18 protein-coding genes and 1 pseudogene are annotated in these 17855 nt (G+C 72.2%); 13 read left to right on the top strand and 6 right to left on the bottom strand.

Going from position 1 to position 17855, the window contains the following annotated elements; translation table 11 throughout:
- Positions 1-67: 67 nt before the first annotated feature.
- Entirely contained in the window at positions 68-2188 is a 2121-nt protein-coding gene (locus ACFY2Z_RS07405) for a prolyl oligopeptidase family serine peptidase (protein WP_390743197.1), read from the bottom strand.
- Between the two features lie 206 nt (positions 2189-2394).
- On the opposite strand from ACFY2Z_RS07405, the gene ACFY2Z_RS07410 reads away from it, so the two are divergent.
- A complete protein-coding gene (locus ACFY2Z_RS07410; RefSeq protein ID WP_390743198.1) occupies positions 2395-2589 on the top strand; it encodes a hypothetical protein in 195 nt (64 codons plus the stop codon).
- A gap of 60 nt (positions 2590-2649) precedes the next feature.
- Here the strand turns inward: ACFY2Z_RS07410 and ACFY2Z_RS07415 are convergent, their stop codons facing one another.
- Together ACFY2Z_RS07415 and ACFY2Z_RS07420 are read right to left on the bottom strand one after the other, a co-directional pair.
- A complete protein-coding gene (locus ACFY2Z_RS07415; protein WP_390743199.1) occupies positions 2650-2856 on the bottom strand; it encodes a DUF397 domain-containing protein in 207 nt (68 codons plus the stop codon).
- On the bottom strand, positions 2853-3728 hold the full coding sequence (locus ACFY2Z_RS07420; protein ID WP_390743200.1) for a helix-turn-helix domain-containing protein: 876 nt from the start codon (positions 3726-3728) through the stop codon (positions 2853-2855). The genes ACFY2Z_RS07415 and ACFY2Z_RS07420 overlap by 4 nt, the downstream gene beginning before the upstream one ends.
- Before the next feature lie 156 nt (positions 3729-3884).
- Here ACFY2Z_RS07420 and ACFY2Z_RS07425 point away from each other — a divergent pair, with 156 nt between their 5' ends.
- The 10 genes and pseudogenes from ACFY2Z_RS07425 (at position 3885) to ACFY2Z_RS07470 (ending at position 13585) form a co-directional block, all read left to right on the top strand.
- Entirely contained in the window at positions 3885-4370 is a 486-nt protein-coding gene (locus tag ACFY2Z_RS07425) for an ATP-binding protein (RefSeq protein WP_390743201.1), read from the top strand.
- Positions 4371-4568: 198 nt separating this feature from the next.
- The gene (locus ACFY2Z_RS07430) at positions 4569-5429 is read left to right on the top strand and encodes a helix-turn-helix domain-containing protein (protein ID WP_390743202.1); all 861 of its coding nucleotides are present in this window, start codon (positions 4569-4571) and stop codon (positions 5427-5429) included.
- 52 nt (positions 5430-5481) lie between these two features.
- Positions 5482-6088: pseudogene (locus tag ACFY2Z_RS07435) on the top strand (Uma2 family endonuclease).
- 57 nt (positions 6089-6145) lie between these two features.
- Positions 6146-7030 carry an N-acetyl-1-D-myo-inositol-2-amino-2-deoxy-alpha-D-glucopyranoside deacetylase gene (mshB, locus tag ACFY2Z_RS07440; RefSeq protein WP_390743203.1) on the top strand — a complete coding sequence of 295 codons (885 nt, stop codon included), beginning with the start codon at positions 6146-6148 and terminating at the stop codon, positions 7028-7030.
- Positions 7027-7446, top strand: coding sequence for a DUF6113 family protein (locus ACFY2Z_RS07445; protein WP_390743204.1), 420 nt, complete (start codon positions 7027-7029; stop codon positions 7444-7446). Before mshB ends, ACFY2Z_RS07445 begins: the two co-directional genes overlap by 4 nt.
- Before the next feature lie 224 nt (positions 7447-7670).
- Complete coding sequence (locus tag ACFY2Z_RS07450; protein WP_390743205.1) at positions 7671-9938, top strand: hypothetical protein; 2268 nt, start codon at positions 7671-7673, stop codon at positions 9936-9938.
- A gap of 158 nt (positions 9939-10096) precedes the next feature.
- Entirely contained in the window at positions 10097-11032 is a 936-nt protein-coding gene (locus ACFY2Z_RS07455; RefSeq protein WP_390743206.1) for an ABC transporter ATP-binding protein, read from the top strand.
- Positions 11029-11772 (top strand): ABC transporter permease, encoded by a 744-nt coding sequence (locus tag ACFY2Z_RS07460; protein WP_390743207.1) that lies wholly within the window; start codon positions 11029-11031, stop codon positions 11770-11772. The genes ACFY2Z_RS07455 and ACFY2Z_RS07460 overlap by 4 nt, the downstream gene beginning before the upstream one ends.
- Positions 11773-11777: 5 nt before the next feature.
- Positions 11778-12974 carry a sensor histidine kinase gene (locus tag ACFY2Z_RS07465; protein ID WP_390743236.1) on the top strand — a complete coding sequence of 399 codons (1197 nt, stop codon included), beginning with the start codon at positions 11778-11780 and terminating at the stop codon, positions 12972-12974.
- Complete coding sequence (locus ACFY2Z_RS07470; RefSeq protein ID WP_355909824.1) at positions 12971-13585, top strand: response regulator transcription factor; 615 nt, start codon at positions 12971-12973, stop codon at positions 13583-13585. Before ACFY2Z_RS07465 ends, ACFY2Z_RS07470 begins: the two co-directional genes overlap by 4 nt.
- Positions 13586-13597: 12 nt before the next feature.
- Here ACFY2Z_RS07470 and ACFY2Z_RS07475 read toward each other — a convergent pair whose 3' ends face one another.
- Positions 13598-14470 carry a tetratricopeptide repeat protein gene (locus ACFY2Z_RS07475; protein ID WP_390743208.1) on the bottom strand — a complete coding sequence of 291 codons (873 nt, stop codon included), beginning with the start codon at positions 14468-14470 and terminating at the stop codon, positions 13598-13600.
- On the bottom strand, positions 14467-15516 hold the full coding sequence (locus tag ACFY2Z_RS07480; protein WP_390743209.1) for a GNAT family N-acetyltransferase: 1050 nt from the start codon (positions 15514-15516) through the stop codon (positions 14467-14469). The genes ACFY2Z_RS07475 and ACFY2Z_RS07480 overlap by 4 nt, the downstream gene beginning before the upstream one ends.
- Before the next feature lie 140 nt (positions 15517-15656).
- Here ACFY2Z_RS07480 and fdxA point away from each other — a divergent pair, with 140 nt between their 5' ends.
- Positions 15657-15977 (top strand): ferredoxin, encoded by a 321-nt coding sequence (gene fdxA, locus ACFY2Z_RS07485; RefSeq protein WP_043443616.1) that lies wholly within the window; start codon positions 15657-15659, stop codon positions 15975-15977.
- Positions 15978-16100: 123 nt separating this feature from the next.
- Positions 16101-17195, top strand: a complete 1095-nt coding sequence (locus tag ACFY2Z_RS07490) for a bifunctional succinyldiaminopimelate transaminase/glutamate-prephenate aminotransferase (RefSeq protein WP_390743210.1) — start codon at positions 16101-16103, stop codon at positions 17193-17195.
- Between the two features lie 80 nt (positions 17196-17275).
- On the opposite strand, the gene ACFY2Z_RS07495 is transcribed toward ACFY2Z_RS07490, so the two are convergent.
- Positions 17276-17728, bottom strand: a complete 453-nt coding sequence (locus ACFY2Z_RS07495) for an ATP-binding protein (RefSeq protein ID WP_390743211.1) — start codon at positions 17726-17728, stop codon at positions 17276-17278.
- Between the last annotated feature and the right edge of the window lie 127 nt (positions 17729-17855).

Below are 17855 nucleotides of genomic sequence, written 5' to 3' on the forward strand. Positions count from 1 at the left end.
CGGCCGTGCGGGTGCCGTAGACGGGCCGGGATCCGCCATGTGATCCCGGCCCGTCGCCGTTCCCGGCTCAGCCCAGGCCGAGGGCCTTGCGGAGGAAGTCCCGCTGGAGCAGCAGCAGGTTCTCCGCGACCGCCTCCTGCGGGGTCATGTGCGTCACCCCGGACAGCGGCAGCACCTCGTGCGGGCGGCCCGCGGCCAGCAGGGCGGAGGACAGCCGCAGGGAGTGGGCGACCACCACGTTGTCGTCCGCCAGACCGTGGATGATCATCATCGGGCGGGCCGGGTCGGCGGCGTCGACCAGACCCGCGTCGTCGATCAGGGAGTTGCGGCGGTAGACCTCGGGCTGCTCGTCCGGGTGTCCCAGATAGCGTTCCTGGTAGTGGGTGTCGTACAGCCGCAGATCGGTCACCGGGGCGCCGACCACCGCCGCGTGGAACACATCCGGGCGGCGCAGCACCCCGAGGGCCGCCAGATAGCCGCCGAAGGACCAGCCGCGGATGGCGACCCGGGAGAGGTCGAGCGGGAAGTCGGCGGCCAGGGCGTGGAGCGCGTCGACCTGGTCCTGGAGCACGACGTCCGCGAGATCGTCCCGGACCGCCTTCTCCCAGCCGGGGGAGCGGCCCGGGGTGCCCCGGCCGTCCGCGACGATCACCGCGAAGCCCTGGTCGGCGAACCACTGTGAGGTCAGATGCGGGTTGTGCGCGGCCACCACCCGCTGTCCGTGCGGGCCGCCGTAGGGGTCCAGTAGGACGGGCAGGGAGGTGTCACCGGAGTAGTCCCTAGGCATAAGCACGGCGCACGGAATCCGCCGTGCGCCCCCCTGAACGAGTGTCACACGCGGGGACATACCGGGAGGTTCGGCATGAGAGGCCACGGTCGCGACGCGCTTGCCGTCGCGCAGCACCTGCACCTGGGCGCCCGGCTGCCCCGGAACCGAGGAGACGAGCACGGTCACGCCCCCGGCGCGTACCGCCGAGTGCACACCGGGCTCCTGCGACACACGCTCCACACCGAGTTCATTCACCCGGTACACATGAATCTCGCCGATCTCCGGATCGTCGGCCTCCTCGCCGGCCGAGGCCGACACGAGTACATCGTCGTCCGACACATCCAGCACGGCCCGTAGCTGCAACTGCGCCCCGGTCAGGGGTCGTTCGCCCACCGCGAGCACCCGCGCGCCGCCCTCGTCGGCGATCCTCACCAGTCGGCCGGAGGGGCTCCAGCACGGCACCCCAGCGAAAAGTTCCAGCCAAAATGGATCTTCCTCTGCGTGCACCATCCGCGTTGCCCCGGAGTCCGGGTCGACGGCCAGATACAGCTGGCCGCGCTGGTCGCGGGACTGTACGAGGATCAGCGGCGCACCCGCCGCTGACCAGTGCACTCGCGCCAGATACGGGTAGTTCGCCCGGTCCCAGGAGACCTCGGTGCGCACCCCGTCGAGGCCGATGACGAACAGCCGGACGTCCGCGTTGTCGGTGCCCGCCGCCGGGTACGCCACCCGCTGCGGCTCCCGCTCGGGGTGCGCCGGATCGGAGATCCACCAGCGGCGCACCGGCGTGTCGTCCACGCGCGCCACCAGCAGCCGATCGGACTCCGGCGCCCACCAGAAGCCCCGTGTACGGCTCATCTCCTCGGCCGCGACGAACTCGGCGAGCCCGTAGGACACCCCCTCCGACTCAGGCTCGGCGAGCGCCCGGTCGTGCTCGCCCTCGGCCCCGACGACGCGCAGGGCGCCCTGGGCCACATAGGCGATGTGCCGTCCGTCGGGGGCCGGGCGGGGGTCGATCACCGGCCCCGGCACGGGGAGTTCGCGTGCCGTGCCCGCCCGCAGCTCCGCCGCGAAAAGCCGCCCTGACAAGGCGAAAGATGCCAGCTCCAGGGCCGAGTCGGCGGCGTAGCCGACGATGCCGGCACCGCCCTCGCGACTGCGTTCCCGGCGGGCGCGCTCCTCGGGCGGCAACTGCTCGGCGGCGCCCCCGAGCAGTGCGCCCGGGTCGGCCGCCACGCGCTCGGTGCCGTCCGCCAGGTCGAGGACCCACAACTGGTGTGCGCGGTCCGTGCCCGACGTGGACCGCAGAAACGCGACACGGGATCCGTCGGGCGCGACGGTGAAGGCGCGCGGCGCGCCGAGCGTGAACCGCTGGGTCCGCGCGTGCCGTCGGGGGAAGGAAGCTGGCTCGGTCGTCATGCCCCGACCATATTGGCCATGCGCCCCCTTGTGCGGCCGTGCGCCGACCGATGCGCACGTACGGATAGTTATGATCACTAGCGCATAGTGGGTATGAACCCGCTGGCATCCATGTGGATTTATCTGCCCCTGATGGGTCGGCATGGATACATTGCCCCCATAGTCCGACCCCCCGCGTCCCTGTGGATCTTTGGAGGTGAACCGCCGTGGCACTCTCGATTTCGGCGGTGGTGCTGCTGGCGATCATCGTCGTCCTGTTGGTCAGGAAGTCGGGTTTGAAGGCCGGGCACGCCATCGTGTGCATGCTTCTGGGGTTCTACCTCGCCTCGTCGACGGTCGCCCCGACGATCCACGATCTGACGACGAACATCGCTGGGATGATCGGGAGCATCAAGTTCTGACGCGTGGTCGGCGGCGGGCCCGGGGACGAGTGGGCCCCTGGGCCCGCCGTCGGCTGCCGGTTACGCACCTGCGTACGGTACGAAGGCGGACCAGGCGGCGGGGGAGAAGGCCAGGCGCGGGCCGGTGATGTCCTTGGAGTCGCGGACGTGGACGGTGTCGGGTTCGGTGGCTATTTCGACGCAGGATTCGCCATCGGTGCCGCCGCTATAGCTGCTTTTGAACCACGCCAGGTCGGGGGTGTCCCCGGCGGAAGTCTTGCGGATCATACTTCTCCCAGCAGTTTCTCGATGAAGGCCAGGGACTCCCGCGGAGGGAGGGCCTGGGCTCGGATGGTGCCATACCGCAGCTCAAGGACGCGTAGATGCCTCGGGTCGGTGATGGGACGGCCGTTGAACGCTCCGTCGGAACGCCCTGCGGCCGTGCCGTCCGGGAACTTCAACAGTTCGATTCTGCCGTCTAGCCCCGGGTGGGGGTCGGTGTTGGTCGGCATAACCTGAAGCGTGACGTTGCGCAATTGCCCGGCGTCGAGGAGTCGTTCGAGCTGCTCTCGCCACACCGCGACGCCGCCGACTTGCCGGCGCAGCGGTGCCTCTTCCAGGACGAAGTGGATCGACGGGGCCGGGTCCCGTTCAAAGACCGACTTGCGGGCCAGCCGGGCACCCACCATGCGTTCCACGTCGTCCGACGAGTACGGCGGTTGCGCCGCCTGGATCAAGGCTCGGGCGTGCTCAGGCGTCTGCAGCAGACCGGGGACGATGGTGCACTCGTACACGCCGATCTCGACCGCCTGGGCTTCCATCTGAGCCAGAGCCCGCACCCGCTTGGGATAGCGGACCTTCGCCACGTCCTCCTTCATCGCGGCGAGTAACCCGCCCGCCCCCAGTACCTGGTCCGCCCTGTCCAAGTACTCGGGGCGAGGGATGCGCTTGCCGCTCTCGATCTTGTAGACCATGTCCTCGCCATACCCGACCGCCACCCCGAACTCGGCGGCCCGCATCCCCACGGCCTCCCGCCTCAGCCTCAGCTGCCGTCCCACGGTCGCCACGACCGCCACTCCCCAGTCGTCGTCCGGATCCACCTCCCAACCCGGTTCGTCCGCCTCGCTCTTGAGCCGGACCGCGTCACCGTCCGCGTGCATCGCCGCACCCCTCCGTCGTACCGTCGTCCCTCCATGCCCTCAACGCGTACGACCGCTCCGGACCGACTGGACACGCCCGGACAACGTCCGGACAGTCACCGTACGCATGGGCATCGTCACTGTTCACGGTAGGCGGACGTCGCCACGCTGAGTGACGTGAATCAAGGAACTGCCTCCCCGGAAGCCCAACTCGGCCCGGCCGTCCGTAACTTCGCCGTCCAGCTGTCGCCGACCCCCCGCGGTGCCCGCCTCGCCCGGCTGCTCGCCACCGAACAGCTGCGGAGCTGGGGTCTGCCCACGGACCGGGCGGAGCACGTCGTCGCCGAGCTGGCCGCCAACGCCGCGACGCACGGGCGCGTTGCCGGGCGCGACTTCCGGCTCCTGCTCTACGTCGTCGGCGGCACCCTCCGGATCGAGGTCGCCGACACGCGCGGTGACTGTCTTCCGAACGCCCGGCGACCGGCCCCCGACGTCGAGTCGGGCCGGGGTCTCGTTCTGGTCGAGGCGCTCGCCGACCGTTGGGGTGTGGCCCCCGGGCCGCGCCCCCGCAAGACGGTGTGGGCGGAACTCGACTTCCCACCGGAACCCGGCCGGGCGGGCTCCGGTGTCAGGGGCGCTCTCTCCCAAGGAACGGAGGGATGAAAGAACCCGGCCAAGCCCCACCCCTCCCGCCCGCGGGCCGTGATCACTCGCGTGGGTGAACATCGCCGACTCGGCTGGATCCGGGGGCCGTTGGCTGTCCTACGCTCAGCGCGACACGACCGCAGACATGCGACGGCCCCCGCCGGGACGGCAATCCCAGTGCGAGGGCCTGACCACCGAGGAAGAAGGCCCTTCCCGATGGGTACCCAGCACCCTAGCGCGCCCCCGCATGCCCAGTCCCGCGTTGCGGCCAACAAGCACCCGAACCGGCGCCCCCACTCCGGTGGACTCGTCCACGACAACACCCGCCACACCAGCCGCTTCACGGTGATCGGCAACCACCTCGCCCAGCACGCCCAGTTGTCGCTGCTCGCGATCGGACTGGGCGTCCACCTCCAGTCGCTGCCGAAGGGCGCCCGCGTCGACATCAAGAGCCTCGCCGGGCGCTTCCCGGAGGGAGCGGCCCGGATCGCCGCCGCCCTGCGCGAACTGGAGGCGCACGGTTACCTCCGTCGCGTCCGTGAACGCGTCCCGGGCGGCCGTATCGTCACTCGCACGATCTCCTGCAACCAGCCGTCGGCCGCCCGGCATCACGCGGACGAGCCCGTGTGCGCCGCCCCGGCCCGACCGGTGGCGGCCCCGAAGGAGCGCTGCTCCCGCAAGCCGATCCCCGCCGTGCCGGGCCCCGCCCACCCCGCTCCCGCACTGCTCCAGGCCGCGACCGACCTCCTCGCGGACCTCCGCCGCCATGACCCCCGCCTGCTGCTGTCCGCGTGCGACACGGCCCATCTGGCCCCTGGTGTCGCCGCCTGGCTGGAGCGGGACGTCAGCCCCGATGCCGTACGGCACGGGCTGACCGACGACCTGCCACCCGAAGGACTGCGGCGCCCGGCCGCCCTCCTGGCCCACCGCCTCACCGCCCGGCTGCCGGCCCCGCCCCCCTTCCAGCCGTCTGCACGACACCCGTTCCAGACCTGCGACGCCTGCGACCGCGCCTTCCGCGCGCCAGTGCCGGGCCGCTGCCGCGACTGCCGAACCGATCTCCTGGAGGCCACCTAGCATGAAAGCGACGATCCTTGCCCCTGGGCACAGACGACGAGGAGCGAGCGCCATGACCATCGCACCGGAGAACGCGCGGCAGGGCGCCTCCCGGCTGTACCGGGTCATGCGGGACTTTGTTCAGTCCGCGGACGACACCCTCCGCGGCAAGTTCGAGATCACCAAGGAAGGGATCGTCCTCGACAGGATGTCGCCCATGAAGCCGCACGAACTCACCGTGCTGCGCGTCCGGAAGCGCCTGGAAAAGGTGATGCCGGACGAGATCGTGGCTCACACGGGTGAGCCCGACGTGGAGGACGAACCCGAGGGCATCATGCGCCGCCCCGATGTGATGGTCATCGCCGAGGCGGACATGGAAGGAGAGGGTTCCTTCGACCCCCGGTCGATCGTGGCTGCCGTGGAGGTCATCTCCCGCTCCAACCCCGACAACGACTGGGTGGGCAAGACGCGCGACTACCCGCTGATGGGCATCCCGGTCTACGCGGTCTTCGACCCTCGCACCGGCACCGGTGCCGTCTTCACGGACATCCACCCCCACCCCGGGCGGCCCCCGCTACGCCACCCGCAAGGCCTTCGTCTACGGGGAGGGCGTGACCATCGGCGACTGGACGATCCCGACGGACGGCCTGCCGCGCTACCGGGACGAGCCCGGGGGCTGAAGCCGGGCGGGCGGGAGGTGCCGGGGTGTCGGGCCTGGGCTCTCGTAGGGTGGTGGCATGACGGATCTGCCGGACCGGCGTCTGCTCCTGGTGCACGCGCACCCCGACGACGAGTCCATCAACAACGGCGCGACCATGGCCCGGTACGCGGCCGAGGGTGCCCGGGTGACGCTGGTGACCTGCACCCTCGGTGAGGAGGGCGAGGTCATCCCGCCCGAGCTGGCGTACCTCGCGCCGGACCGCGACGACGCCCTGGGGCCGTACCGGGCCGGTGAACTGGCCGCCGCCATGAAGGAGCTGGGCGTCACCGACCACCGCTTCCTCGGCGGCCCGGGCCGCTACCGCGACTCCGGGATGATGGGCGCCCCGCAGAACCAGCGCCCGGGCGCCTTCTGGTCCGCCGACCTCGACGAGGCGGCCGGCCATCTGGTGGCGGTCGTCCGGGAGGTCCGTCCCCAGGTCCTCGTCACCTACGACCCGAACGGCGGCTACGGCCACCCGGACCACATTCAGGCCCACCGCGTGGCCGTACGCGCCGCCGAACTGGCCGGCGACCCCGGCTTCCGGCCGGACCTCGGCGCGCCCTGGGACATCCCCAAGGTCTACTGGAACCGGACGCCGCGCTCGGTCGCCGCCTCCGCCTTCGCCCGGCTCGGCGAGGCGCTCGGCACCACGCCCTTCGCCCGTGCGGCGGTCCTCGACGACGTCCCGGGCGTGGTCGACGACTCCGTGGTCACCACGGAGATCGACGGCACCGGCTTCGCTGCCGCGAAGGCCGCGGCGATGCGGGCGCACGCCACCCAGATCGAGGTCGCGCAGCCCTGGTTCGCCCTCTCCAACGCACTGGCGCAGCCGCTGTTCACCACGGAGTACTACGAGTTGGCGCGCGGCGAGCGGGGCGGCGAGCGTGAGACGGATCTGTTCGAAGGAGTGACCCCATGACACCCACGGGCAAGCAGCAGAGTGCGCTCGCACAGCCCCTCACTCTGCCCTCCCCCAAGCGGGTCGCCGCCTACCTCGGCCTGCTTGTGCTCGGCGCGGCCACCGGAGCGGCGGGCGGGCTGGTCCAAGGCGGCCTGTTCCCCGGTGGACTGCTGCTCGCGCTCGCCGGAGCGGCCGGGCTGTTCATCGGGGGCGGGCTCGCGACGGGCACCCGGGCGGGGGCCCTCGCGCCCGCCGCCGGCTGGATGATCGTCGTGGTTCTGCTCACCGCCAGCCGTCCGGAAGGGGACTTCGTCTTCGGGGCGGGCATCGGCTCGTATCTGTTCCTGATCGGCGGGATGGCCCTCGCTGTGATCTGTGCCACTCTCGCCCCGGGGCGACAAACGGACGGATCCGGCGCCCGACTTGGCAGTTGACGTACCACTTCGCCACCCGGTTTACGGGATGTCCCCCGTAAAAACACGGCGTGTCCGTAAGGGTCCCGTGGGGGTTTCCCTCATGGGCGCGGTTTACGGGCCCCGAGCGGCCAGTATGGTGGTGCGCGCCGCCGAGCCCCCGCGCGCTGTCGACTTCGTTCGAACAGGGGGGCCCACCTGTTGAGGTCGAAAACAGGCGGTGGAGCCAACCGGGAGAACCTGCCTTGAGTCGTGAAACTGACAGTTCGTCCGCCGGACCCAACGGACGCGGTGGATCCGCGTACCCGTCGGGGACGCCGCCGTACGGGACCCCCATGGCTTCCTCGGACGGCGCGGACGCGAGCCGTCCGGCCACGCAGCCGGAGGAACGCAAGACCGAGACCACACTGACGACCCGTATCCGGATCAACATCCCCGGATCGCGGCCCATTCCGCCGGTCGTCGTGCGCAAGCCCGTCGCCGACGCCGAGAACGCCGACACCGCGCGCGACGCGGGTGCGGACCCCGAGACGACGACCACGACCACCGTGCGTGCGCTCAGCGCCCTCGACGGCCCGGCGGAGGCCTCCGCCCCGGCCGAGGAGAAGCCGGCGAGCGACTGGTTCGCGCCCCGTAAGTCCTCGGCGGGCCCGGGCCCGCAGGGCGGCGGCGCCACCAATGGCGCGGGTCTGCCCGGAGTCTCCGGCATACAGGGCCCGCCCAGCGCGTCCGGTACCGGCGCGCAGGGCATGAACGGCGCCTCGGGTGCGCCGACCGCCCCCGGCGCGGGCGGTGCACGGCCGGGTGCTCCCGGCGCGAACGGCATCAGTGGTCCGCGCCCTGACGCTTCCGGTGCACCGAGCGCCCCCGGCGCACGCCCCGGAGCGGCCACGGGCGGGGCGGGCATGTTCGGTGCACGCCCCGGCGCCACGAACGGCAAGGGGCTTCCGAGCGCCACCGGTGCCGGCCCTGTCGCGCCGGGCCACGGCGGCGGCACCGGCTCCTTCGACGTGTCGGACGCGGTCGCGGCCAGCACGGCCTCGTTCCCGGTCATCGATCCCGACGCGGCCCGCGAACCCCGCCGCGACGACCTGCCGTACTTCACCGAGCCGGGCAGTGCCGGCCCCTCCGGACCCACCGGCGGCCCCGTCACGGGCACCGGACCGGTCATCCCTCCGGCCCCCTCCGGCCCGAATCCCGGCGGCCCCGGCATTCCGGGCCTGCTGGCACCCGGTATGCCGGGCACGCCCGGCGGACCGCTCGGTCCCGGTGTGCCCGGAGCCGCCGGTCAGGGCCGTCCCGGCGGCGGGCTGAGCGACGACACCGCGATCCTCACCCCGCAGAAGCAGGTCCCGGAACCGGGCTTCCCCGGCTTCAGCGGCCCCGGCGACAACGTCTCCGGACACACCCTCACCAGCGGCATCCCGGTCATTCCGCCCGGCGGGGCCCGGATCGGCGCGTTCGACGACGGCACCCCCTCCGACGGATCGGTGTCGCACACGCCCCCGAAGCTGCCCGACCCGCCCAAGACGCAGAACACCGCCGCGGCGAAGCCGGCCAAGAAGAAGGGCCGCAGCAAGCTGGTGCTGCTGGTCGGCGGTCTGGTCGTCGTCGCCGGTGTCGCTTATGGCGCCGGGCTGTTGATGAACCACTCCGACGTGCCCAAGGGCACCACCGTGCTCGGCGTCGACATCGGCGGCGGCACCCGTGACGAGGCGACCCAGAAGCTGGACTCCGCGCTGGGCAGCCGTATGAACAAGCCGCTGCAACTGTCGGTCGACGGCAAGACGGTCGCCCTGCGGCCCGACCAGGCGGGCCTTCAGCTCGACAGCAAGGCCACCGTCGCCGCCGCCGCGGGGAGCGACTACAACCCGGTGTCGGTGATCGGCTCCCTCTTCGGGCAGCAGCGTGTCATCGAACCCGTGATGCCCGTCGACGAGGAGAAGCTCCAGGCCGCGCTGGAGAACGCCGCGGGCGGCGCCGGCTCGATGACCGAGGGCTCGATCAAGTTCGAGTCCGGCAAGGCCGTCGCCGTGTACGGCAAGGCGGGCAAGGGCATCGACGTCGCCGGTTCGACCCAGGCCGTCGTGCAGGCCTACCGCACCCAGGTGGAGACGAACACCAGTACGCCGGTGCGGGTGCCCACGACCAACCGGCAGCCCACGGTCCCCAACGCCGAGGTCGACCGAATGATGAAGGCGTTCGCCGAGCCCGCGATGTCCGCCAACGTGTTGGTGCGCGCTGACGCGACCCACGCCATCGCGTTCAGCCCGCAGAAGTCGCTGTGGAAGTTCCTCGGGGTGAAGGCCATCAACGGCAAGCTCGTCGAGGCCTACGACAAGACGGCCCTGCAGGACCTGTACGGCCACGCCTTCGACGGCGTCCTCATCTCCCGCGGCACCGGCAAGAAGACGCCGGTCACCGTGGAGGACGTGATCGGCGCCCTGCGGCCGGCGCTGCTCGGCAAGACCACCGCGGCGCGCGTCGCGACGATCGATACCAACCCCAGCTAGCCGACGGCCACCAGGCGGCCGTGGCAGCCGTGTACGAGGGGGCGCCCGGTTCTGACCGGGCGCCCCCTCGTGTCGTCCCGCCGGCATGACATCTGTCATGCGGTACCGGCGACACCTGGCACTGCCCGGGGCCAACCCCGCACAGCCACGATGAATGCATGACGACGACAGTGGCGGCCACCGAATCGGTGGTCGGGTTCGACCAGGTGACCAAGGCCTACGGGCAGGTCCGGGCCGTGGACGGGCTGACGCTCCGGCTGCACCCGGGGGAGACGGTGGCCCTCCTCGGGCCGAACGGCGCGGGCAAGTCCACCGCCCTTGACCTGCTCCTCGGGCTCAAGCACCCGGACAGCGGCTCGGTGCGGGTGTTCGGGACCAGCCCCCGCGAGGCCATCGTGGCCGGACGGGTGGGCGCCATGCTGCAGAGCGGCGGGCTGATGGACGAGGTCACGGTCGCCGAGACGGTCAAGCTCGCCTGCGCGCTGCACCCGAAGCCGTACAAGGTCACCGACGTGCTGGCCCGCGCGGGCATCGACCAGATCGCCGACCGCAAGGTCAACAAGCTCTCCGGCGGCCAGGCCCAGCGCGTCCGCTTCGCCCTCGCCACCGCCGGGGCCAACGACCTGATCGTGCTCGACGAGCCCACCACCGGCATGGACGTCTCCGCCCGTCAGGCCTTCTGGGCCACCATGCGCGAGCAGGCCGACCAGGGCCGTGCGGTCCTGTTCGCCACGCACTACCTGGAAGAGGCCGACGCGATAGCGGACCGGGTGCTCGTGCTGCACCGCGGACGGCTGCTCGCCGACGGCACCGCCGCCGAGATCAAGGCGAAGGCCGGTGCCCGCCGGGTCTCCTTCGACCTCCAGGCACCGGTCGAGGAGGCGTCGCTGCGCGCGCTGCCGTGCCTGACCTCGCTCACCCTGTCCTCCAGCGGCTCCGGGCAGACCGTCCGGATCCAGTCCACGGACGCCGACGCCACCGTCCACGCCCTGTACGGCCTCGGTGTCTTCCCCCGCAACCTCGAAGTCGCCGGGCTCGGACTCGAGCAGGCGTTCGTCGCCATCACCGAGGCCGAGGAGGCCAAGCAGTCGTGAACTCCCTGATCAAGCTGGAACTGACCCGCGCGCTGCGCAACCGCAAGTTCCTCTTCTTCTCGGTGCTCTACCCCGCGGCCCTGTTCCTGCTCATCTCCAGCACCTCCGGCGGCCCCGACACCAAGATCCCCGGCAGCGGGCTGACCGTGCCGACGTACATGATGGTCTCCATGGCCTCCTTCGGGGCCCTGACCGCCGTGCTCATGGGCAACAGCGAGCGCATCGCCAAGGAGCGCGAGAACGGCTGGGTGCGGCAGCTGCGGCTGACCAGCCTGCCAGGACGCGGATACGTCCTGGCCAAGACGGCCAGCGCCGCCGTCGTCAGCCTGCCGTCCATCGTCGTCGTCTTCGCGGTCGCCGCCGCTCTGAAGCACGTCCGCCTCGACGCCTGGCAGTGGGTCGCCCTCACCGGTGCGATCTGGGCCGGCAGCCTGGTCTTCGCCGCGCTCGGCGTCGCCATCGGCTACCTCGCCAGCGGGGACGCGGTCCGCCCGATCACCATGATCACCTACTTCGGCCTGTCGATCCTGGGCGGCCTGTGGTGGCCGTCGGCGGTCTTCCCCACCTGGTTGCAGGACATCGCCAAGTGGCTGCCCACCCACGCGTACGCTGCACTGGGGCAGGCCATCGAACAGAGTCACGCCCCGCACACCAAGGACATCGCCATCCTCGTCGCCTTCTTCCTCCTGTTCGCGGGCGGCGCGGCCTGGCTGTACCGGAAGGACACGCTGAAGGCGTGAGCACGATGACCGAGGAACCGCGGGCGGAGAGCGTTCGTGCGGAGCGGATGATCCCCCTGGGACAGCCGCCCCGCACCGGACGTGATGTGCTCCTGCGCAAGCTGCTGTGGATCGGCGTCTGGCTCGTCTTCCTCAGCGCGCCGATCCACGACCTGGCCTCCGGGAGCCACAGCGTCGCGGGCACCGTGGGCGGCTGGCTGGGCCTGGCGGTCTTCGTCGGGGCCTATCTGACACTGGTCTTCCGGAACATGGGCACACCGCTGCCCCGGCGGCTCGTGGTCGTTCTGGTCGTCTTCCTCGGCCTGCTCGCGACCCTGCAGTGCCTCACACTCGGCTCCGCCTGGCTCGGCCTCTACTGCTATGTCTCCGTGGCCTGCGGGGCGACCCTCCCGCTGCGGGCGGCCTACTGGGCGATCCCGGGGACGGCCGCGCTGATGCTCCTCGTCGGACTGCGCGTCGGCGAGCAGGAGGCCCAGAACCTGGTGATCCTGGTCCTGCTCATCGGCTTCGCGATGACCGGAGTCGTCCAACTGGTCCGTACGACCATCGAGTTGCGCAAGGCCCGGGCCACCGTCGCCCAGCTCGCGGCCAATGAGGAGCGGCTGCGGCTGGCCCGCGACCTGCACGACCTGCTCGGCCACTCCCTCTCCTTGATCACGCTGAAGAGCGAGCTGGCGGGCCGAATGCTCCCCGACCATCCGGACAAGGCCGCCCAGCAGGTCGCCGACATCGAGCAGGTCAGCCGACAGGCCCTCGTCGACGTGCGCGAGGCGGTCACCGGCTACCGCCGCCCGCGCCTGGCCGCCGAACTCGCCGGTGCGCAGGTCGCCCTCATGGCGGCCACGGTCGTCGCGGACGTCCCCGCGGAGACCGACCTCACCGGCGTCCCCGAGGAGAGCGAGTCCGCCCTGGCCTGGGCGCTGCGCGAGGCGGTCACCAATGTCGTCCGGCACAGCGGCGCCTCCCGCTGCACGGTGGAGGTGCTCCGCCGGCAGACCCTGGACGGGCCGATGCTGGAGCTGTCCGTCGAGGACGACGGCTCGGGCGGCTCCGGAAACGGTCCGGGCAACGGTCTGACGGGCCTGACCGAGCGCCTGGAGAAGATCGGCGGCACCCTCCGGGCAGGCCGCGAGAAGCACGGGTTCCGGCTGGTCGCACGGGTCCCCGCCCCCGCCGCGGGGAACGTAGGATCCGGGGCATGAGCCGCACGATCAAGGTCCTGCTCGCCGAGGACCAGTCGATGGTCCGCGAGGCGCTGGCCGCCCTGCTCGGCCTGGAAGAGGACATGGAGGTCGTCGTCCAGGTCGCCCGCGGCGACGAGGTGGCCGCGGCGGCCCACGCCCACGGGGTGGACGTCGCGCTGCTGGACATCGAGATGCCGGGCGCCACCGGGATCGAGGCGGCGGCGGTCCTGCGGCGGGAGCTGCCGGACCTCAAGGTGGTCGTCCTGACGACCTTCGGGCGCCCCGGCTATCTGCGGTCCGCGATGGAGGCGGGCGCCGACGCCTTCCTGGTGAAGGACGCCCCCGCGGCCCAACTGGCCGAGGCGGTGCGCAAGGTGCTGGCCGGGGAGCGTGTCATCGACCCCACGCTGGCGGCGGCCGCCCTGGCCGACGGCGCCAACCCGCTGACCGACCGCGAGCGCGAGGTCCTGCGCGCGGCGGCCGACGGCTCGACCAACGCGGAGCTGGCCGCGGCCCTGCATCTGTCCCAGGGCACGGTCCGCAACTACCTCTCCACGGCGATACAGAAACTGGCGGTCCGCAACAGGGCGGAGGCCGTCCGGATCGCCCGGGAGAAGGGCTGGCTGTAGCGGGCGCTCAGCTCAGTTGAGCAGGGCCCGGGCCGCCCGCGCCTGCCCCCGTACCCGCTCGGCGGCCGTCTTGTCCACGTCCGCCACGACATCGGCGTACCCCTCCAGCTCCGCGGCCCCCTGGAGAAAGTCCCCGCGCTGGACGAGGAGCTGGGCCCGCTCGTAGCGCAGCCGCGCCGGATGCGACGGCAGCAGCAGGGACAGCTCGACCGCCCACAGGGCGACATCGGTCCGCTCCGGCCGGGAGGCGGCCCAGGCGCGGATGTTGTTCAGCACCCGCAGCACGACGTCGAGCGGATCCGCGGGCGTCAGCATGGAGGGATCCAGCGAGGCCCCGGTCGCGCCGACCACCAGCAGGTCGGCGTCGGTCTCGCTCAGCAGCCGGCCCCCGTCGAAGGGATCGGCCAGCACCTGCTGCTCCTGCGGCCCGAACCCCACGACGAAGTGCCCCGGCAGCGCGACCCCGTACACCGGCGCCCCGGCCCTGCGGGCCACCTCCATCCACACCACCGACAGCAGGATGGGCAGCCCCCGCCGTCGGCGCAGCACCTCGTGCAGCAGCGAGGACTCCAGCCGCTCGTAGTCACCGGCCGAGCCGTGGAACCCGTAGCGCCCGCCGAGCAGGTCCGCCAGCGCCAGCGCCCAGGCCCGGGGCCCGCCCGGTGCGAACGGCAGCTGCCCGGCGAGCCGGTCCAGCTCCATCTGCGCCGCGTCGAGCCCGGCCTCGTCCAGGCCCCCGTCGGCGGCAGCGCCCACGAGCAGGCACAGGGCCACGAGATCCGGCCGCGCGGCGCGCGCCTCCTCGCCGAACCGCCGGCGTACCTCGGCGGCCCGCTCCGGGTCCGGGGGACAGGGACCTTGCATGGCAGCCTCGAAACCTCTCATGCCACCGGCCCGGTCCCGGCGCCCGACGGGCCGCCCGCGCCCGGACCGCGGGAGTCCTCCGGCTCCCGGTAGTGGTGATACGCATGATGCGCCGCGAAGCCCAGTCGTGCGTACAGGGCCCGCGCCTGCGCGTTGTCGGTCTCCACCTGGAGCCAGGCCGCCGAGGCGCCCTCGTCCAGGGCCTGCCGGGCCAGCGCGGCCATCACGGCCGTGGCGAGCCCCCGGCGGCGCTGCTCCGGATCGACCTCGACCGCCGCGAAACCGGCCCAACGGCCGTCCACCACACAGCGCCCGATGGCCGCCGGGGGAGCGCCCCGCTCGCCCGGCACCGTCGCGAACCACACCGAGGGGCCGCCGCCGAGCACCTTCAGGGCCACCTCGCTCGTCCCCTTGCGCCGGTAGCGGGCCAGCCACGCCTCGTCGGGCGCCCGGGACAGCTCGACTCCGGACGTCTCACGGTCCGCGACCGGCGCCAGCGCGGCCGTCCACAGCTCGGCGGTCACCTCCCGCGTCCAGCCGCGTGCCGCCAGCTCCGCGCAGAGCAGTTCCTGGGCGTCCTCGGCCCCGGTCGCGAGCTGTGCGTAGGCGGGCAGTCCACGGGCCGCGTACCAGCGCCGTACGGCCGCCAGCGCCTCGTCCAGCGGCAGCCCGGGGTCGCCCAGCGGCAGCACCGAGTTGGCGCGGCGCGTGAACCCGGCCGCGGCGCGCAGCTCCCACTCGCCGAGCCGCTCCCGCTCCACCGGCTGCCAGCCCCGGGCGGAGATCCGCGCCAGCTCCTGCCAGGACGCGGCGGGACCCCGCCGACGGGCGGGTGCCGCGGGCACCACCTTGCCTGCGACCAGCGCGGATTCCTCGATTCGGACCTGCTCGCCGTCACGGCGGGTGATCCTTAGCACACCGTTGTCCCATGATGTGAGAACCCCGACCGTGTCGGTGAACCTCTCACCCTCGGCGGCATGTTCGCTCCACCGCCGTACTGAGACGCGTTTTCCCACGTCAGCAGTGGTGATTCGGACCTCCAGACGTCCGCCCGCAGAGATTTCCACAGGTCAGTTCACCCCTCCTGTTCGGATCATGCCCAGGAACGGAGATACTAGGGGCGGGCATCGACGACGCCGCGCTCCCGCGCGCCAGGCGGCGGAGCCTGCGGAGGCCCGCCAGCGCCCTACCGAGGAGGAACGACAGCGTGACCTACGTCATCGCAGAGCCTTGTGTCGACGTCAAGGACAAGGCGTGCATCGAGGAGTGCCCGGTCGACTGCATCTACGAGGGCCAGCGGTCCTTGTACATCCACCCGGACGAATGCGTCGACTGCGGAGCCTGCGAGCCGGTCTGCCCGGTCGAGGCCATCTTCTACGAGGATGACACTCCCGAGGAGTGGAAGGACTACTACAAGGCGAACGTCGAGTTCTTCGACGAGCTCGGCTCGCCCGGTGGCGCCAGCAAGCTGGGGCTGATCGAGCGCGACCACCCCTTCATCGCGGCGCTGCCCCCGATGAACCAGTAAGCGACAGCACGACCGTGCCGTCTCGGTCCCGTACGGCGCTCACCGGCGCCGCACGGGACCGAGGCGTTTGGTGCCCCTACGCTCGTAGTGGGCGCCCGTCGTCCAGAAAGTGAGCCGATCCCGTTGTCCGCAGTCACCGACCGCCTTCCGACCTTCCCCTGGGACAAGCTCGAGCCGTACAAGAAGACGGCCGCCGCGCACCCGGGAGGGATCGTCGACCTGTCTGTCGGCACCCCCGTCGACCCGGTCCCCGAGCTGATCCAGAAAGCGCTCGTCGCGGCGGCGGACTCCCCGGGATATCCGACCGTGTGGGGCACGCCCGAGCTGCGCGACGCGATCACGGGCTGGGTGGAGCGCCGGCTCGGCGCCCGCGGGGTGACCCACCGGCACGTCCTGCCCGTCGTCGGTTCCAAGGAACTGGTCGCCTGGCTCCCGACCCAGCTGGGCCTCGGCCCCGGCGACACGGTCGCCCACCCCCGCCTGGCCTACCCGACCTACGAGGTCGGCGCCCGCCTGGCCCGCGCGGAGCACGTGGTCTACGACGACCCGACCGAGCTGGACCCGGCGAACCTGAAGCTCCTGTGGCTGAACTCCCCGTCCAACCCCACGGGCAAGGTGCTGGGCAAGGAGGAGCTGACCCGGATCGTCGCCTGGGCGCGGGAACACGGCGTCCTGCTCTTCTCCGACGAGTGCTATCTGGAGCTGGGCTGGGAGGCCGACCCCGTCTCGGTGCTCCACCCGGACGTGTGCGGCGGCTCGTACGAGGGCATCGTCGCCGTCCACTCGCTGTCGAAGCGGTCGAACCTGGCGGGCTACCGGGCGGCCTTCCTCGCGGGCGACCCGGCGGTCCTCGGCCCGCTCCTGGAGATCCGCAAGCACGGCGGCATGATGACCTCCGCGCCGACGCAGGCGGCGGTGGTGGCGGCGCTGGGCGACGACACCCACGTCCACGAGCAGCGCGAGCGCTACGCGGCCCGGCGCACGGCGCTGCGCGAGGCCCTGCTCGGGCACGGGTTCCGGATCGAGCACAGCGAGGCGAGCCTGTATCTGTGGGCGACCCGGGACGAGTCCTGCTGGGAGACGGTCTCGCACCTGGCCGGTCTGGGCATCCTGGTCGCGCCGGGCGACTTCTACGGCCCGGCGGGCGAGAAGTTCGTGCGGGTCGCCCTGACGGCGACGGACGAACGGATCGAGGCGGCGGTGCGGCGGCTGGCGTGAGCGCCGGGCTTGCGTGACCACATGCGCGGAGGGGTCCAGGGAGCTGCTCCCTGGACCCCTCCGGCGTACTGGGCCGAGGCTCAGCCGTGCAGCGGCAGCCCCTGCATCGGAAGCGGCTGCCCCGGCAGCCCGCTCCGGGCGGTCTCGCCGAGCAGCCCGCCGGCCTGACCGGCCGCGTCCCCGGCGACCTTCTGCGCGACCGGCGCGGCCTTCTTCCCGGCCGCACCCACGGTCCCGGCCGCCGTCGGCACCGCCTTCTTGACCGCCTGGCCGCCGGTCGTGACCACCTGGCCGCCGGCGTCGCCCGCGAGCCCGGTCACCTTCTGGGCCGCTCCGTCGACCTTCTGGGTCGCACCGTCGAGGGTGGGACCGACCTGCGCGTGGTCCAGGGCGGTCAGCCCACCGAGGTCGGGGGTGGCCGGCAGGCCGGCCGTCGCCGCGCTGGCGGAGCCGGCCGCACCGACCACGGGCGCCGCTCCCGCTGCGATGAGCAGCGCGGCACGGGCGATCCTGCGGGTCAGGGGGAGGGACATGATGCTCCTTAGACGGAAGAGAACGGTGAAGTGTCCGACCGCACCCGGAAGTTGATCGTTCCGGGCTCGGACGCAGTGACTACCGCTCGAAACCGCCGAAGGTTGCGGTGCGCAGGCGCAAAGAGTT

The sequence above is a fragment of the Streptomyces sp. NPDC001222 genome, from assembly GCF_042896945.1.
Taxonomy (GTDB): domain Bacteria; phylum Actinomycetota; class Actinomycetes; order Streptomycetales; family Streptomycetaceae; genus Streptomyces; species Streptomyces gibsoniae.

What these genes read in the sequence shown, in the direction of transcription:
- ACFY2Z_RS07405 (WP_390743197.1), bottom strand. Translation starts at nt 2,188, where the DNA reads ATGACGACCGAGCCAGCTTCCTTCCCCCGACGGCACGCGCGGACCCAG.
- ACFY2Z_RS07415 (WP_390743199.1), bottom strand. Translation starts at nt 2,856, where the DNA reads ATGATCCGCAAGACTTCCGCCGGGGACACCCCCGACCTGGCGTGGTTC.
- ACFY2Z_RS07420 (WP_390743200.1), bottom strand. Translation starts at nt 3,728, where the DNA reads ATGCACGCGGACGGTGACGCGGTCCGGCTCAAGAGCGAGGCGGACGAA.
- ACFY2Z_RS07430 (WP_390743202.1), top strand. Translation starts at nt 4,569, where the DNA reads ATGGGTACCCAGCACCCTAGCGCGCCCCCGCATGCCCAGTCCCGCGTT.
- mshB (WP_390743203.1), top strand. Translation starts at nt 6,146, where the DNA reads ATGACGGATCTGCCGGACCGGCGTCTGCTCCTGGTGCACGCGCACCCC.
- ACFY2Z_RS07445 (WP_390743204.1), top strand. Translation starts at nt 7,027, where the DNA reads ATGACACCCACGGGCAAGCAGCAGAGTGCGCTCGCACAGCCCCTCACT.
- ACFY2Z_RS07455 (WP_390743206.1), top strand. Translation starts at nt 10,097, where the DNA reads ATGACGACGACAGTGGCGGCCACCGAATCGGTGGTCGGGTTCGACCAG.
- ACFY2Z_RS07465 (WP_390743236.1), top strand. Translation starts at nt 11,778, where the DNA reads ATGACCGAGGAACCGCGGGCGGAGAGCGTTCGTGCGGAGCGGATGATC.
- ACFY2Z_RS07470 (WP_355909824.1), top strand. Translation starts at nt 12,971, where the DNA reads ATGAGCCGCACGATCAAGGTCCTGCTCGCCGAGGACCAGTCGATGGTC.
- ACFY2Z_RS07475 (WP_390743208.1), bottom strand. Translation starts at nt 14,470, where the DNA reads ATGAGAGGTTTCGAGGCTGCCATGCAAGGTCCCTGTCCCCCGGACCCG.
- ACFY2Z_RS07495 (WP_390743211.1), bottom strand. Translation starts at nt 17,728, where the DNA reads ATGTCCCTCCCCCTGACCCGCAGGATCGCCCGTGCCGCGCTGCTCATC.